Source organism: Vibrio sp. D404a (assembly GCF_030248535.1).
Taxonomy (GTDB): domain Bacteria; phylum Pseudomonadota; class Gammaproteobacteria; order Enterobacterales; family Vibrionaceae; genus Vibrio.
Genome location: NZ_JAHGAJ010000021.1, coordinates 16,030 through 30,990 on the forward strand (window position 1 = coordinate 16,030; position 14,961 = coordinate 30,990).

Sequence of the window (14,961 nt, forward strand, 5' to 3'; positions counted from 1 at the left end):
AATAACAAATCATTAATGCAGCGATTAATGTGGTTATGCAGTCATTTTCCCTCTTTATACATGACATAGAGCAACTCGCCGTTGAGCTAGAGAGCATCGGTTTTACGACCAGTGACACGCTTTTGGCTCAAGTATTCTCTTCTTTTGATCAAGAGAGGGTGGAGTCTGCCTGTCAGATTATCCACGCTCGTTTTCCCGCTGCGACCTCGATCGGCTGCAGTGCCGAACACTTTATCGATAAAGGTGAGTTGAAACACCAAGGTCTGTTAGCAGTATTTACCTGTTTTTCTTCTGTTTCCATGAGTGCTGCCGCAGTGGCGTACAGTGATGACTTGGCTCGCGATAGCGATATCATGATGCGTCAGTTGGAGTGTAATAGTCAGACCAAAACAGCGATCTGCTTTGCGGACCGTCTTACGCTTGATAAGCACGACCTCTTTTATGCCTTTGAACGTTCGCCTTTAGATATACCGGTCTGTGGTGGTGCATCCACGATCACGCCATCAGGACGATGGGTGATGTGCAATGGACGTTGCTATCAAGAAACTTATGTCATGGTGGCGCTTCACAGTGATGATCTGGCGGTGAATAGAGGCTATTTCACTGAGTGGAACCCGATTGGAAAAACCTTCCGTGTGACGGCAGCCCAAGGTACTCATCTTATCGAGCTTGATGGTGTGCCGATTCGTGAGCTCTATAATCGTTACCTTGCCGATGGCCTAGAGGTTCCATTTGAGCAACTGCATAACTTCCCATTGATGGTCGGTGACCCGAAACAGCAGAATATCCATCTACCTGTAAAGGTAACAGAGCATGGAGAGATGGAATTCAGTGGTGAGTTTCTGGTTGGTGAAGAGGTACGTTTTTGCTACGACCATCCATCGTTAACTCTGGAGCAGGTGAGGCTTGGTGTTGAACAAGCCGCTTTGCATTCACCTGAATGTTTCTTTGTTTACAACTGCACCTCTCGTTTGGATTTCATCGAAGGAAATCAAGAGGTAGAGATCTTCCAAAAACTGACAGACACCTACGGCGTTTACTGCATGGGAGAGCTGTTTCAAGAACAAGGGCAGCAACGCTTACTTCACCATAGCTTGACCTATATGGCATTGGGTGAGGGGAGCAACCAAAATTGCCGCCCATTGAGCAGCCAACCTGCCAGCAATATATCGCCGCTGTTCTCGTTGATTCGCAACGCCTTAATGGATGTGGATGACATGAATAGCAGCATGGTCAACAAGATTCAGCAACAAGCGACCGCGTTAACCGCTAGCTACCGCGTTGATCGCCGCACCGGTTTACCTAACCGCAGTGTATTACGTGAAAGACTGGCGCGAATGGGTGGGGCCAGCCACTTACTCACACTCAAAGTCACCACATTCAGTCAGATTAATGAGAAGTACGGTTATCGTGTTGGCGATAAACTTCTGCACGATTTGAGTGAGCACTTCCAAAGTGCATTGACGCGTTTTTTCGAGCAGGAGTGCCAGCTCTACAGTGTTGGCATTGGCGAGTGGGCGGTGGTGTTTGATAGCTTGGCCAGCGATGAGTATATCCAGCAACGATTCTCTGAGTTTGCTGATGAGACAGAACACGTCAATTTTGAACCAATGGGGTTGCCGGATATTGATTATTTATCGGTATCAATTGGTGCCGGAATTGCCAGTCGTCGTGACTTTCCGCAAACATCGATTGATGATCTGCTGCTGAAGTCAATTGACGCGCGTCGTTGCGCCGTTAGTCAGAATAAACACCTGATTAATGCGAGAACCTTGGTTCAGTTGGAGAAACAACGGCAAGAGCAACTGCGCTGGCTGTCGTGTGTAAGCCGCGCAGTGATGAACCAGAACGTAGTCGCTTGTGCTCAGCCGATCGTATCTGCTCACTCTCATCAGGTGGAAAGCTATGAGTGTCTGGTGCGTATCGAAGAAGAAGGACAACTGATCACGCCCGGGAAGTTTCTGCCTATTATCGAGGGGACACACCTCTACACTCGTTTAAGCCGCCAGATGATCACTCGCACCTTTGACTTTATGAGTGATAGAACGGATTCGTTCAGTATCAATCTCGCGCCGCAAGACTTTACCAACGAGAAAACCGTGTTGCACTTAGAGCAGGCGATAAAGAGTATTAGCCATCCGCAACGGATAGGGCTAGAGGTGTTAGAAACCGAACAGATAAAAGATTACGGGCGACTGATCGAAATCTGTAATCACTTTAGAGAGCTGGGTGTGAATATCATCGTCGATGACTTTGGTTCCGGTTACTCCAATATTGATGAGATCCTCAAACTCGAACCTCAGATCATCAAGCTTGATGGCAGCCTGATCCGTAATATTGACCGCGACACCAAGCAGCGCAAGATAGCGCAACAGCTCGTCAGCTTATGTCAGATATTGAATGCAAAGACGGTCGCCGAATTTGTCCATAACCAAGAGGTGTGTCGTATCGCAGAAGACATGGGTGTCGACTATCTGCAAGGGTACTATTTAGGTGAGCCGAAACGTCTTTTTTAATTTTTAATCACAGTGTTGTGTTTCACGTGAAACCTAATAAACAGAGTGAGTCTAGACTCACTCTTTTTGTTGGTTACTTCAATGCATGGCCACTTTTATCGGCCTGAAAGACCTTCAAGTAGTGATGGAAGTAGTTGTCCAGTTGCTGGGATTGCTCGGTCTCGCCTAACTGATTGAGTAGCAACCCTCCGACTTCACTGGTACATAGGTGTCCTGAGTCTTGATTGCGGCGCAGGGTATAGGCCGATTCAAGGTTTGGTGTCAGGTGAACCTGAGGGATCTCCTGCAGCCATGGGCTCTTGTTCATCATCTTCTTGGCTTCTTGCCATGTCCCGTCAAGGATAATAAACAACGGCCTTTTATTTCCTTGGGGACTTGTCACGGCGATTTCGCTGACATCAATACTCTGCTCACTGGGAAAAAGAAGCAGAGCTTGAATCGTGTCGTCATTGATCATGTCCAGTAAATCAGCTGGTGCGTCTTTGCGCTGCCAAACATAACTGTGACAGTTTGGAAGTGTCTGTTGCAGCAGCTTTCCGGTATTGGTGTCGCGTCTTAGCTCGTTCTCATGGGTAAGCAGTGCAATGTTGACCGAACTTTCAATGGTTGGGATTTGATCGCAAATACATTGATGAGTGAAGCCACATTGTGGGCAACAAACAGGCTTATCCATACTAGAGCTTAACCCCTTTCTGCATTGGAGAGATGCCGTCAGCAAATAGGGTTACTTGGCTGATTTGGTCGCTGGTGGTTGTCGGGGCGACGCTTGGGTTTAGAGGGTAACTGACGCCTGAATACTGCAACACATGTTGGGCAGGCGTAGCTCCACCGCCACTGACATTGAAGACTAAGTCCTGCCAGCCGTTGTTTTGCTCGCGCCCTAAATGGATCTCACCCTGCACTAAGGTGACTCGGCTGTTGAAGCGCCATTGCTGTTGATAGTTTTCAAAGATAAGCAGGGTGCAACCACCAGAGCCACACCAGTTAAGCTGGGTGAGCAGTTCTTCTTGTCCGTCACCATTAAGATCGTAGGTTAACCAACGATATTGTGTATCGTCAGGTGAGGTGTTGTGGATCTTAAAATAATCGCGGATCGCGCGGTCGACTTTGGGATCAAGTTGATCACTGCTGTTGATTTTTTGTGGAGTAAGATCAGCCGCCGCTTTTGAGCTTGTCGCCTGATCTCGTTGCTCTTTCATTTTGAACAGCACCAATCCGCCGTCCGCAATTGGGTACACAACATTACCAACGCGCTCTTTTTTCGCGGTTAGTTGGTTCCCTTCACGGGTGAAAATACGCTCAGAGATAAGGTATTGCTGCTGGTGGCGAGTCATGACGACTTGTACTTGGTCAGTATTGAGTTGCTGCCAGAATCCTTGTTCGATAATGGGATTATCGCCATTACTGTAGGAGTAGGTCGTGATGGCGCTATGGTCGTTATTAAGCTCAAGGGTGACAGAGAAGCCTGCATTCTGTGTTGAACTGGCAAAGTAGCGGTCTGCCCACTCAAGAGTAGGATCTTGATTAGAGAGCGTCGCACAGCCTTTGTGTGTTTTGTCATTGATAGTGAGTTCAGCACTCCAACCATACAAGCTATCACTCATGGTGTCGTTGCAGCGGCTCTTGGTGAGATTCAGCTCGCCATCGCCTTGGTCGCCATTCAACTGATAGTTGCGTTGCTCGTTGCTCATGCGGCTTGATTGCACCTCGAAAGATTGAGGTGTATCGCCCATCTGAGCGTATTTAACTCGGCTCTTTTCAAATTGTGCAGACCAGAAGGGTTCATTACCAAAAGCGCGTGTGGATTTCAGAGGTTGATTACAACGGTTTGGGTTTTCTGCGGTCAGGATATTGACTTGGTCTACCACAAAGCGTGCAGTGAAGTCGGCGTTATAGCCAGTCTGGCTCGGCACCGTTAGATGACCAATCAGTTCGCCATACATTGGCTGATAAGGAGCGCTTGAGAGGCCTTGAGCCTCTAGCGCAAATTCAGGTGACATATCCAGCCAGTACTGCTCTTGGCTACCACAAGGGGTGAAGGTGCGACTCTCATGGCCGACAATGACCTGACCACGCATAATAAAGGTCTGAGGTTGAATGGTACTGGGTGTATCTAGACTGGCCGCTGGTGTTTTCTCAGCTTCTGGCGTCGATTGTTGGGTTTGGCTACAACCCGTCAGAGCGATGGCGGTAAGCCACACGGCTGGGTTTTTAAGTACCTTCATGTTATATCTTCCTCGGAGCAACCGTTAATTGGATTTATTATGGCATATTGGTTATTTAAAACAGAACCCGACACCTTCTCTATTCATACCTTGCGCGTACAAAACACCTCTTGTTGGGAGGGAGTTCGTAATTATCAAGCCCGTAATATGATGCGCGATGAGGTAAAACTGGGTGATCTCGTGATGATCTATCACTCCTCTTGCAAAAAAGTCGGAGTTGCCGGTATTGCCAAAGTCACCAGAGAAGCTTATCCCGACCACTTTCAGTTTGACCCAGAGAGCGATTACTACGACGAAAAATCTTCGCCCGATAACCCTCGTTGGGTGATGGTGGATGTCGAGTATGTCAGAACCACAGAACGTTTGATTCCACTTGCGACACTCAAAGCAATGCCTGAGCTTGAGAATATGCCCTTGGTAAAGCGCGGCAATCGCTTATCGATTATGCCGGTGACAGAGCAAGAGTGGCTGGCGATATTAAGCAAAGAGGTGCTGGGATCTCGTTAGCTTTAGAGCTTGTCCTCTTTGGAAGGTTCAAAAAAGGCAGCCAGTGGCTGCCTTTATATTTTCCGCTGACGCGATTTACTCTTGGTTATAGTAAGTGATCTTCAAGGTAATGCGCCACGGCGTCATCGGCATTGCTGCCAATCACTTCATTGTTTGGTAGAGCCTGCATCACTTTCTCATGTGAAGTGCCCATAACCAGTCCTTTGCCTGCCATCGCCAGCATTTCAGCGTCATTCATACCATCGCCAAATGCAATGCAGTTGTCTAAGGTTAGGTCGAGTGATTGAGCGACCGCTTCTAACGCATGACCTTTAGATACCTCAGCAGCCATGACCTCTAAACACCAAGGAGTAGAAAACGCGATGTTGAGCTTATCCCCAAACGCATCTCTAAGCTTCTGTTCAAAGGTGACCAAGTATTCGTGATCTTGCTCTGGGTGAGTAAAGAACACCTTAGCAATGCCTTCATTTGGTGCTTGATCGGCTTCAAAACGCTTGTAGCTAAAGCCTGATTCGCTATGGAATTTCGCCAACATTTCATCTTCGCGATCAAGAAGCCAATCTTCATTTTGGTACATATGAATGAAAATCTCAGGGTCCTGACGAACAATATCGACCACGGGCTGAACAAGCTCTTGAGGGACATTCTGGCTGTACATCAGCTTATCGTCTTGGTCATGCACACGTGCACCGTTTGAGGTGATCATGTAGGCAGGGATTCCCGCTAGCTGACGAATCCCAGCAACGTCAACGTGATGGCGACCAGTGGCAAAGATAAAGGTATAGCCTTGCTGGTGTAACTTCTTCAATGTCTGCTTGGTGTAGTCACTCAACTTATGGTTGGGTGCGAGCAGCGTGCCATCAAGATCAGAGGCAACAATATTGATGGAATCTTTTAGTGCAGGAATCGTCATTTAACCCTCGATACAGCGTACTTGACTAATAGAGGCACCAATCGAGTATTGATGCCAAGTGTTGTAAGACAAATTGTATGTGAAATTCGCACAAGAAAAGAGGGCAAAGCTCAATTACTTGTCTTCCTCTTTAGCGAATTTCTTTCGCAAACTCCTTTAGAAGAACTCAACAACCGACTCTAAGGTTTGATTACGGTATTGGTCGGTTTCGAACAGTACTTCATGCTTGGCACCGTCAATCGTGATCATTTCGCTATGCGTATTGGTCTTGCGCAGTTTATTGATGAAGTTTAGTTGTGCTTTATTACAAACAATCTGCTCGTTGCCGGCTTGAATCAACAAAAGGGGAATCTTAATCTGACGAGTCTGTTGAATCGCTTGTTTGGCGGCCATTAACCCCTGCCATACCCAGCGCGTACTTGGCCCACCAACCTGAATCTCTGGGTTATCTTGATACAGCCCACGAAACCATTGATAGCGAACTTGGCTGTGACTGAGTAAATTGTTCTCAAACGGTTTGGAGTAATACGCCTTATGACCCGGAGCATAGGTGGGTTTAGCGTATATCCCAGTGAGAATTTGCGCGACAAACATCGCAATGGGCTTAAGGTACCACTCGGTATTGACGCCAAACATAGGGGCACACAGTACGACCTTCTCAAAGCGGTGATCTGGGGTGGTCTGCAGGTAGCGTGTCGCAATGGTGCTGCCCATCGAGTGAGCCAACAGATAGCGATGCGCATACTTGTCGAGCGGGAAGTGTTGGAGTATCTCTCGCATATCTCGCACATAATCATCAAACTCATGAATATGACCGATGTCAGAGTCTTGGACACTGCGCTGTGAACGCCCTTGACCTTGGTGATCAAAAGAGTAAATGTCATAACCTTGGTGATAGAGATCGTAAAATAGCTCTTGGTATTTTTCACAGCATTCTATACGCCCGTTAGAGAGCACAATCGCTTTGCTATGCTGTGGTGAGGTAAAGCTACACCAGTAGAGTTTTTTCTTGCTCGATGAGGTGACATAACCTTCATTTCGTTGTTGCCAAAAGGCAGAGATCGGGTGTTTAATCGCTTCCTCAAATTGAGGCTCTTGAGTGAAATAAGAAGGTGCGGCATCGCTAATTGCCATGAGAAGTTACCTGAAAGATGCTGATGAGCGCTTTTATCGCTATTGATGTTATTAGATTAAAGTACTGCTAAGGAAATGCAATGGATACTCATGTTTGGCTCGCTTATGTCGTGACGGCAATTCTGTTTAGTTTAGCGCCTGGGTCAGGTACGGTGAACTCAATCAGTAACGGTTTAAGTTATGGTACACGCAAATCACTCGCTTCTATCGCTGGCCTACAAATTGGTTTGGCGTTTCATATCTTGCTGGTGGGTGCGGGCATTGGTGCGCTGGTGGCTCAATCTGCGTTCGCGTTTACGCTGATTAAATGGGTTGGTGTGGTTTACTTGATCTGGTTAGGTATTCAAAAGTGGCGTGATACATCCAGCATGGTTGCAACCGATGACGGTACATCATTGTCGAGCTTTAGACTTTTACGCAATGCAGTATTGATTAACCTAACAAACCCGAAATCTATCGTCTTTTTGGTGGCCTTGTTCCCGCAGTTTATCGATCCAACACAACCTCAAGCACCGCAACTACTGGTCTTAGGTGTTACCACGGTATTCATTGATAGCGTTGTTATGTTGGGTTATACGTCATTGGCATCACAAATGGGACGTTTTATTCGTTCTGATCGCGTAATGGGTAAGATAAATAAGATTTTTGGTGGTATGTTCATGGGTTGCGGCGCGCTACTTGCTGCTGCCAAGGCTTAACCAATCATAGAGTTATAGAATAAATGACCGCTACATACGTCGCCCGACAACCTATCTTTAATCGAAAAAAGCATACACTAGGTTATGAGTTGCTGTTTCGTGATGGGGAAAATAATGCCTATCCAGCGCATATTGAGTCGAATCGAGCTACGTATCGTCTGATCGTCGAGAACTTTCTGTCGGTGGGATTGAATCCATCGATCCCTTCTTCTCGTTGCTTTATCAACTTTCCGTATCAGAGCCTATTGCGTCGTCTTCCGCAGAGTCTGCCGAAAGACAAGGTCGTTATCGAGATACTGGAGACATGTCCGCCAACTCCTGAGCTTTTAGAAGCCGTGAAAGACCTCTATCAGCAGGGCTATATGATTGCGCTGGATGACTTCACCTCGACGCCAGAGTGGGAGGCGTTTCTTAAGTACACGCATATTGTCAAACTCGACATCATGCAGATGGGTTTGGAGGCGGCCTGTGATTTGGTGAAAAAGCACCAAGGTAAGAAGTACAGCTTTCTTGCTGAGCGTGTGGAAACCGAAGAAGAGTTTCAACAGGCCAAGCAAGCCGGGTTTAAGTTTTTTCAGGGCTACTTTTTTAGTAAGCCTGAGATTGTTAAAACCAAATACATCAGTCCAGAGCATGTGATTGCGATGGAGCTGTTTCAGGAAGTCTGTAAACCACAGGTGGACTTTCAGCGTGTAGAGAACATCGTTGCCAAAGATGTGGCGCTCTCTTATAAGCTGCTGCGCTTTGTGAATACCATGTCTCCACGTTTGGAAGTGAGCATTTCCTCATTTCGCCAAGCACTGGTCTACCTAGGGCAGGACAAGCTGAAGATGTTTGTCTCCTTGGCTGTCGCATCCTACGTTTCTGATAAAAAACCAAAAGAGCTCTATAGCTTGTCATTGCAACGTGCTCAGTTCTGCCAACGTATGTCTCGCTACCAACCTTTTGAAGGGCATACAGAGCAAGCGTTTATGATTGGGCTGTTTTCCCTGTTGGATGCGCTGCTGGATCTCTCCTTAGAACACTTAGTTGAACAACTGCCGCTCTGTCAGATCATTAAGCTAGCCCTGTTGCGCCGAGAGGGGCCATATGGCCAGTTGCTTGCATTGGAAGAGAGCTTTGAGCATGCGGATTGGGAGCAGATTGAGCAGTACTGCGCCACATTAGGCTTGAGTATCGAGCAGGTAAAAGTAGAGCTGGCAGAGGCTCAGCGCTGGAGTCATAGCATTACTAATCAAACCTAGCTCGAATGTGAAAGTTTTATGACAGTTGAAACGCACGCCTTGACGTGCGTTTTTTTATAACTAAGATATACGCATATCCATATATGAGTATGTAGTTATGCTTCCTCACCAATTTTTTAAATTACTGTCTGATGAAACGCGAGTGCGTTGCTTAATGTTGATTGTGCGCCAAGAGTGCCTTTCTGTTGGTGAGTTGACTCAGGCATTACAAGAAAGTCAGCCAAAGGTTTCTCGCCACCTTGCGCAGTTGCGTTCAAACGGCATTTTGACTGACGTTCGCCAAGGGCAGTGGGTGTTTTACCGCCTGTCACAAGATTTACCGGGTTGGATGCTAAAGTTAATTGATGACCTTATCGCATCAAACTGTTTGAAAACTGAATACCAGCAAGACATTGAGCGTCTAGAGTCGATGAAGTCACGCCCAGTATGTTGCGTTTAATTCTTAATTTAAGTTTCACCACTAACTGAGAGAACACAAAATGACAGTTAAAGTAGGTATCAATGGTTTTGGCCGTATCGGCCGTCTAGCACTTCGCGCAGCTTTCGATTGGGAAGAGCTAGAGTTTGTACAAATTAATGACGTTGCTGGCGACACAGCGACACTGGCGCACCTTTTAGAGTTCGATTCAGTGCAAGGTCGTTGGAACCACGAAGTTGCGGTTGAAGGCGACGAGATGATCATCAACGGTCAGCGTATCAAAACGACTAAAGAGCGCGACATCGATGCGATCGATTGGTCTGGCTGTGATGTGGTGATTGAAGCAACAGGTGTTCACCGTAAGACTTCTTTCCTAAACAAATACCTAGAGCAAGGCGTGAAACGTGTTGTGGTATCGGCACCAGTGAAAGAAGAAGGCATTGCAAACATCGTGGTTGGTGTGAACGACAACATCTTTGACCCTGCAGTACACAAAATTGTAACGGCAGCATCTTGTACCACTAACTGTATCGCTCCTGTGGTTAAGGTAATCAACGAGAAGCTAGGTATCGAGAATGCGTCATTCACGACGATTCACGATCTAACTAACACTCAGACTATCCTAGATGCGCCGCACAAAGACTTACGTCGTGCACGTGCATGTGGCATGAGCCTAATCCCAACAACAACTGGTTCTGCTAAGGCGATTGTTGAGATCTTCCCTGAGCTTGAAAACCGCATCAACGGCCACGCAGTTCGTGTACCACTTGCGAACGCGTCTCTGACTGACATCATCTTCGAAGTGAAGCAAGACACGACAGCAGAAGAAGTTAACGCGATGCTGAAAGAAGCGTCTGAGAATGAGCTCAAAGGCATTCTCGGCTTTGAAGAGCGCCCGCTGGTTTCTATCGATTACAAAGGCGACCAACGTTCTACTATCGTTGACGCACTGTCTACCATGTTGGTTGGTAAGCGTATGGTTAAGATCTACGCTTGGTACGACAACGAGATGGGCTACGCGACTCGTACGGCTGAGTTAGTTCGTACTGTTGGTTTAGCATAAACCTGAGCATTTAGGAGATTTCACTATGACACATCCAACGTGGCAACTAGACCTTGAGAAAGGTGCACTGATCCTGACGCCATGCCCAGGTACTAAAGACGCAGACCTTGACGCATCTCTGGCTCAACTTAAAGAGCAGGGCGTTGAAGCTATCGTAACGGCACTTGATGATGCAGAGCTAGCAAGCAAAGACGTATCAGTACTGGGCGAGAAAACACGTGCGCTAGGCATGCAGTGGTTCCAAATCGAAATCGAAGACGATTGTGCACCGGGTGCTGAGTTTGCAGCGAAATGGTCTGCAGCAAGCCCAGAGCTACATAAAATCGTCGATAGCGGTGCGAAAGTAGCGATGCACTGTATGGGCGGTTCAGGTCGTACGGGCTTGTTCGCGGCTCACCTACTGCTAGAGAAAGGCTGGGACCTTGATAAGATCGTTCAAGAAGTTCAAGCACTGCGTCCAGGCGCTTTCACTAAGCCTATCCAGGTTGAGTATATTAATGGCGTAGCGAATAGCTAACAGTCATCGTTGTTAGATAAGGAGCTTTTGGTATCTTGAGTGTTTAGCTTATCGTGATCCAAAAGCTCTTTTTGTTTTGATTGCAGAGATAGCGTTATGTTTTCAAATCTAAGCAAGAGTGTTCGCCAATACATGTTGGTGACTTTCAACTACTGGAATTTCACCATTACTGATGGTGCACTACGCATGCTGGTGGTGCTGTATTTCTACGACCTTGGCTACAGCTCGTTAGAGATCGCCTCACTGTTCCTGTTCTATGAATTCTTTGGCGTGGTGACGAACCTAATCGGTGGTTGGTTGGGCGCGCGTCTGGGTCTCAATAAGACCATGAATATTGGCCTCGGGATGCAAGTCGTTGCCTTGGGCATGCTGGCACTGCCATCGGCGATGTTGACCATACCTTGGGTGATGGCAGCACAGGCGTTGTCAGGCATCGCTAAAGACCTTAATAAGATGAGTGCCAAGAGCTCAATTAAGACCTTAGTACCGGATGAGCAGCAGGGCGCACTTTATAAGTGGATTGCGATTCTGACGGGATCTAAGAATGCGCTTAAGGGTGCTGGCTTCTTTATTGGTGGTTTGCTGCTCTCAACCATTGGCTTCCAATACGCAGTGCTTGCGATGGCGGCTGTGCTAACACTGGTCTTCATCGGCAGTGTGGTGAGCTTAGAGGCGGACATGGGTAAGGCGAAAACCAAGCCTAAGTTTAAGCAGATCTTCTCTAAGTCTGAGTCTATTAACATCCTATCAGCGGCACGTATGTTCCTGTTTGGCGCTCGTGACGTGTGGTTTGTGATTGCTCTGCCAATTTATCTGGGCAGCGTATTTGGCTGGGATCACTCTTGGGTTGGTGGCTTCTTAGCGGCTTGGACCATTGCTTACGGCTTTGTACAAGGCATAGCACCTAAGATTACCGGTAAAGCGCAAGGTAAGGTGCCAGATGGACACGCAGCCCTATTGTGGGCGGGTGCATTGGCTATCGTGACGGCTTGTATCGCCTACGCGGTGCAAATCGGTTGGCAGCCTGAGCTGGTGATTATCGTGGGCTTGATGGTGTTCGGTGCTATCTTCGCGGTCAACTCATCGCTTCACTCATACCTAATTGTGAGCTATGCCAAGGGCGATGGAGTATCGCTGGATGTGGGTTTCTACTACATGGCGAACGCGATGGGTCGTTTGATTGGTACCATCTTGTCTGGCTTGGTATTCCAGATGGCAGGCTTATCGGCTTGTTTATGGGTATCGTTCGCGTTTTTAGCGTTAACGACGCTCATTTCACTGAAGCTACCTAAGGTACCTCAAACCAAGACGGCGTAGTCTCTAAAGCGTGATCTGTTTCGTGAGCGCGACTTGCTTTAACAATAAGCTGACTTGGTCACCATACCAGTCAGCTTTTTTGTTGCTATAGTAGAATGATTGAATATTAATCAGGCATTTACATGAAGCAGCGAATTCTCTTCTTTGATTTAGCACGATGTGTCGCGGCCGTAGCGGTTATCGCGATTCATGTTTTGGCACCCTATCGTAACGAGCTAGGAACCATTCCCTTCGGTGAGTGGCTAACGGCGATAACGGTTAATGGCTTCAGCCGCTGGGCAGTGCCTGTCTTTATCTTGATAACCGGTGCCTTAATGCTCAGTGACCAGCGCCCGTTTGATGCCAAGTATTATCTTAGAAGACGCTTAGGTAAGGTACTGATACCGTTTCTCGTCTGGTCGCTGTTTTATACCTATTTCTCTGGTTGGTCGGCGTCGGGTTTTGATGCCGAAGTTAGCTGGGAAGTGTTGAGCAACAGCTATCATCACTATACCTACTATCACCTTGGGTTCTTTTATTACTTTATTCCTCTCTACTTTGTGATCCCATTTTTGCAGATTGGGGTGCGCAAGTATGGTGATCCGTTCATCTATAGCTTTACCGCGGTCTGGTTGTTCACCACATTACTGTTCTTGTTCAAAATTGATGGCCCTTGGAGTCATGAGCTGTGGCTTTACACCGGTTACTTGCCACTCGGCTACATCTTGTATAAGAAGCTTCCGCTGACGGCACCAGTGGTTACAGGGACTACGATATTGGGTGCCTTGGCTTTGTTTGCCACAGTTTATATGGTGGTCGATGCGAGCCTCGCGGCAGAGAAGTATACAGTAGGCCGCTGGCTGTCTTACAAAACACTCAATACAGTATTGGCTGCAAGTATGGTGTTTATGTTGTGTCGTTACTTTGGTGAAGGGTTATCTGAAAAGTCGAATAAAGTAGTGGGCTTTATTAGTAAGCACAGTTTAGGTATTTATCTGCTGCACCCTATTTTCTTATGGCCAATGAAAGAGTTTGGTTGGTATCAAGGACACCCTGCGTGGGTGATTCCGCTGTGGGTTGTGATCAGCGGTGCGGGTGCATTGTGGATGAGTTGGCTGATGGCAAAATCACAGAAAACAAGCTGGCTGCTGCCGTAAGCGAAAGGAGGCAACAGCGAGAGGGAGCTAACGCTTGAGGGCAAAGTGCAAGAACTTGTCACCCTGATAAGTTAATGTGCCTTTGTCCCCAGGATTAAGAGCATGGAAGTAATGAATACCGACTTGGAACTCACGTTTTGGGCCAACCAGTCCGCGTTGAACGTAGATCCAATATTCTTGGTCTTCTTGCCCTGGCTCAGCATCCGGTAGGTCAATGGATTGTTTGTCGAGCACCGTGACATCCACTTTCTTCTCTGGCGCGTTCTCTCCTTGCATATGCTTTCGATAAAAGCTTACAAAAACCCAGCCTGCTAGGGCGACAAGTACAATAATCGCAAGAAAAAGTGAATTAGGCATACAACCTCCATATAGTCCTGGAGGCTATTCTAGTCGGTTGGCTACATGGGATATGTGTTTAAAGCCGCTATTCGTGAATTGATGTAAGTTGAGCGAGTTATTTTTCGGCTGATATCACATTTCATTGCCAATTGTGGATAACACGTTGTTATTTATTGTCTCTTTCTCACGTAAATCGTGATCAATTTGTATCAGAATAGGGTAATGCTCGACTAAAATTAGAGTGTGGAGTGGGAGGGTCAATATGACGGACATTGAAAAAGTAGTCACAAGGACTCGTAATATAGAAAAGTTATTGCGGCTTCAGTATCACGCTGAGGGAGAAGGGCTGCACGAACTGGTCACGAGTTGTGAAGAGAGATTGCCACACGATATGGTGGTAAAACTACGCTACATCGCCACTTGCCGAAACAAGGTGGTGAATGATCATGATGCGCAATTAGAGGATCATCACCAGTTCATCATGATGTGTAATGATTGTGAGAAAGAGCTGACCCCAAGAAGTGGGCGCTTTATTTGGCGAGTCGCCATTCTCTTAATGATGGTAATGACGCTGGCGGCTGCTGGTTTCTATTATGCCAATTGGGATGTACTGACGTTACATCTATTCTCAAAGTAACAGATTTAGATAAAAGAAAAGGGACGCCATGGCGTCCCTTTTCTTTTTTGGGTACTTGATTAGTACATCATCGGTAGTGTCATAAGACCAACAACTACCGCGATCATTACAAGTCCTTGTTTTTGCGAAGATGAAATCATAACACTACTCCTAAATTTGGTTAACTATCGCTATGTGATTAAGAATAGCACTACTTTTGGCTTTAGATCAAGAATTACTTTCGAAAGCTCTAAAAAAGCAAGAAAACTAACTTATATGTGCTCTCAATAGCGAAGTTTACTGTGTTTTTTATGTTGG

15 protein-coding genes are annotated in these 14,961 nt (G+C 46.9%); 10 read left to right on the top strand and 5 right to left on the bottom strand.

Annotation, left to right across the window (positions count from 1 at the left end; all coding sequences use genetic code 11):
• The first annotated feature begins 35 nt into the window (after nucleotides 1–35).
• Nucleotides 36–2,516, top strand: a complete 2,481-nt coding sequence (locus KI655_RS13665) for an EAL domain-containing protein (RefSeq protein ID WP_285405950.1) — start codon at nucleotides 36–38, stop codon at nucleotides 2,514–2,516.
• Nucleotides 2,517–2,589: 73 nt separating this feature from the next.
• Here KI655_RS13665 and KI655_RS13670 read toward each other — a convergent pair whose 3' ends face one another.
• Nucleotides 2,590–3,189 (bottom strand): tRNA-uridine aminocarboxypropyltransferase, encoded by a 600-nt coding sequence (locus KI655_RS13670; protein ID WP_285405951.1) that lies wholly within the window; start codon nucleotides 3,187–3,189, stop codon nucleotides 2,590–2,592.
• Nucleotide 3,190: 1 nt separating this feature from the next.
• A complete protein-coding gene (locus KI655_RS13675) occupies nucleotides 3,191–4,741 on the bottom strand; it encodes a COG3650 family protein (protein WP_285405952.1) in 1,551 nt (516 codons plus the stop codon).
• A 39-nt stretch (nucleotides 4,742–4,780) separates the two neighbouring features.
• Here KI655_RS13675 and KI655_RS13680 point away from each other — a divergent pair, with 39 nt between their 5' ends.
• Nucleotides 4,781–5,248, top strand: coding sequence for an EVE domain-containing protein (locus KI655_RS13680; RefSeq protein ID WP_285405953.1), 468 nt, complete (start codon nucleotides 4,781–4,783; stop codon nucleotides 5,246–5,248).
• Nucleotides 5,249–5,333: 85 nt separating this feature from the next.
• Here KI655_RS13680 and KI655_RS13685 read toward each other — a convergent pair whose 3' ends face one another.
• On the bottom strand, nucleotides 5,334–6,161 hold the full coding sequence (locus tag KI655_RS13685) for a Cof-type HAD-IIB family hydrolase (protein ID WP_285405954.1): 828 nt from the start codon (nucleotides 6,159–6,161) through the stop codon (nucleotides 5,334–5,336).
• Nucleotides 6,162–6,317: 156 nt separating this feature from the next.
• A complete protein-coding gene (locus KI655_RS13690) occupies nucleotides 6,318–7,295 on the bottom strand; it encodes an alpha/beta fold hydrolase (protein WP_285405956.1) in 978 nt (325 codons plus the stop codon).
• Between the two features lie 80 nt (nucleotides 7,296–7,375).
• On the opposite strand from KI655_RS13690, the gene rhtB reads away from it, so the two are divergent.
• The 7 genes from rhtB to KI655_RS13725 all read left to right on the top strand — a co-directional run bounded on the left by rhtB (nucleotide 7,376) and on the right by KI655_RS13725 (nucleotide 13,688).
• Nucleotides 7,376–7,993: a homoserine/homoserine lactone efflux protein gene (gene rhtB / locus KI655_RS13695; protein ID WP_285405957.1), complete on the top strand. Its 618-nt coding sequence runs from the start codon at nucleotides 7,376–7,378 to the stop codon at nucleotides 7,991–7,993.
• Between the two features lie 23 nt (nucleotides 7,994–8,016).
• Nucleotides 8,017–9,237, top strand: coding sequence for an EAL and HDOD domain-containing protein (locus tag KI655_RS13700; RefSeq protein ID WP_285405959.1), 1,221 nt, complete (start codon nucleotides 8,017–8,019; stop codon nucleotides 9,235–9,237).
• 97 nt (nucleotides 9,238–9,334) lie between these two features.
• On the top strand, nucleotides 9,335–9,676 hold the full coding sequence (locus KI655_RS13705) for a metalloregulator ArsR/SmtB family transcription factor (RefSeq protein WP_285405961.1): 342 nt from the start codon (nucleotides 9,335–9,337) through the stop codon (nucleotides 9,674–9,676).
• Between the two features lie 40 nt (nucleotides 9,677–9,716).
• Entirely contained in the window at nucleotides 9,717–10,718 is a 1,002-nt protein-coding gene (locus KI655_RS13710; protein WP_285405963.1) for an ArsJ-associated glyceraldehyde-3-phosphate dehydrogenase, read from the top strand.
• A gap of 25 nt (nucleotides 10,719–10,743) precedes the next feature.
• Entirely contained in the window at nucleotides 10,744–11,235 is a 492-nt protein-coding gene (locus KI655_RS13715; protein ID WP_285405964.1) for a cyclin-dependent kinase inhibitor 3 family protein, read from the top strand.
• Between the two features lie 96 nt (nucleotides 11,236–11,331).
• Nucleotides 11,332–12,552 carry an organoarsenical effux MFS transporter ArsJ gene (gene arsJ, locus KI655_RS13720; protein ID WP_285405965.1) on the top strand — a complete coding sequence of 407 codons (1,221 nt, stop codon included), beginning with the start codon at nucleotides 11,332–11,334 and terminating at the stop codon, nucleotides 12,550–12,552.
• Nucleotides 12,553–12,674: 122 nt separating this feature from the next.
• Nucleotides 12,675–13,688, top strand: coding sequence for an acyltransferase (locus KI655_RS13725; RefSeq protein ID WP_285405966.1), 1,014 nt, complete (start codon nucleotides 12,675–12,677; stop codon nucleotides 13,686–13,688).
• Between the two features lie 27 nt (nucleotides 13,689–13,715).
• On the opposite strand, the gene KI655_RS13730 is transcribed toward KI655_RS13725, so the two are convergent.
• The gene (locus KI655_RS13730; RefSeq protein ID WP_285405967.1) at nucleotides 13,716–14,045 is read right to left on the bottom strand and encodes a DUF2500 domain-containing protein; all 330 of its coding nucleotides are present in this window, start codon (nucleotides 14,043–14,045) and stop codon (nucleotides 13,716–13,718) included.
• 244 nt (nucleotides 14,046–14,289) lie between these two features.
• Between KI655_RS13730 and KI655_RS13735 the strand changes: the two genes are divergently transcribed.
• Complete coding sequence (locus KI655_RS13735; RefSeq protein ID WP_285353325.1) at nucleotides 14,290–14,664, top strand: DUF4145 domain-containing protein; 375 nt, start codon at nucleotides 14,290–14,292, stop codon at nucleotides 14,662–14,664.
• Nucleotides 14,665–14,961: the final 297 nt, after the last annotated feature.

Excerpts from the sequence above, each read along its gene's own strand:
- KI655_RS13665 (WP_285405950.1), top strand. The coding sequence starts at position 36 with ATGCAGTCATTTTCCCTCTTTATACATGACATAGAGCAACTCGCCGTT.
- KI655_RS13670 (WP_285405951.1), bottom strand. The coding sequence starts at position 3,189 with ATGGATAAGCCTGTTTGTTGCCCACAATGTGGCTTCACTCATCAATGT.
- KI655_RS13675 (WP_285405952.1), bottom strand. The coding sequence starts at position 4,741 with ATGAAGGTACTTAAAAACCCAGCCGTGTGGCTTACCGCCATCGCTCTG.
- KI655_RS13680 (WP_285405953.1), top strand. The coding sequence starts at position 4,781 with ATGGCATATTGGTTATTTAAAACAGAACCCGACACCTTCTCTATTCAT.
- KI655_RS13685 (WP_285405954.1), bottom strand. The coding sequence starts at position 6,161 with ATGACGATTCCTGCACTAAAAGATTCCATCAATATTGTTGCCTCTGAT.
- KI655_RS13690 (WP_285405956.1), bottom strand. The coding sequence starts at position 7,295 with ATGGCAATTAGCGATGCCGCACCTTCTTATTTCACTCAAGAGCCTCAA.
- rhtB (WP_285405957.1), top strand. The coding sequence starts at position 7,376 with ATGGATACTCATGTTTGGCTCGCTTATGTCGTGACGGCAATTCTGTTT.
- KI655_RS13700 (WP_285405959.1), top strand. The coding sequence starts at position 8,017 with ATGACCGCTACATACGTCGCCCGACAACCTATCTTTAATCGAAAAAAG.
- KI655_RS13705 (WP_285405961.1), top strand. The coding sequence starts at position 9,335 with ATGCTTCCTCACCAATTTTTTAAATTACTGTCTGATGAAACGCGAGTG.
- KI655_RS13710 (WP_285405963.1), top strand. The coding sequence starts at position 9,717 with ATGACAGTTAAAGTAGGTATCAATGGTTTTGGCCGTATCGGCCGTCTA.
- KI655_RS13715 (WP_285405964.1), top strand. The coding sequence starts at position 10,744 with ATGACACATCCAACGTGGCAACTAGACCTTGAGAAAGGTGCACTGATC.
- arsJ (WP_285405965.1), top strand. The coding sequence starts at position 11,332 with ATGTTTTCAAATCTAAGCAAGAGTGTTCGCCAATACATGTTGGTGACT.
- KI655_RS13725 (WP_285405966.1), top strand. The coding sequence starts at position 12,675 with ATGAAGCAGCGAATTCTCTTCTTTGATTTAGCACGATGTGTCGCGGCC.
- KI655_RS13730 (WP_285405967.1), bottom strand. The coding sequence starts at position 14,045 with ATGCCTAATTCACTTTTTCTTGCGATTATTGTACTTGTCGCCCTAGCA.
- KI655_RS13735 (WP_285353325.1), top strand. The coding sequence starts at position 14,290 with ATGACGGACATTGAAAAAGTAGTCACAAGGACTCGTAATATAGAAAAG.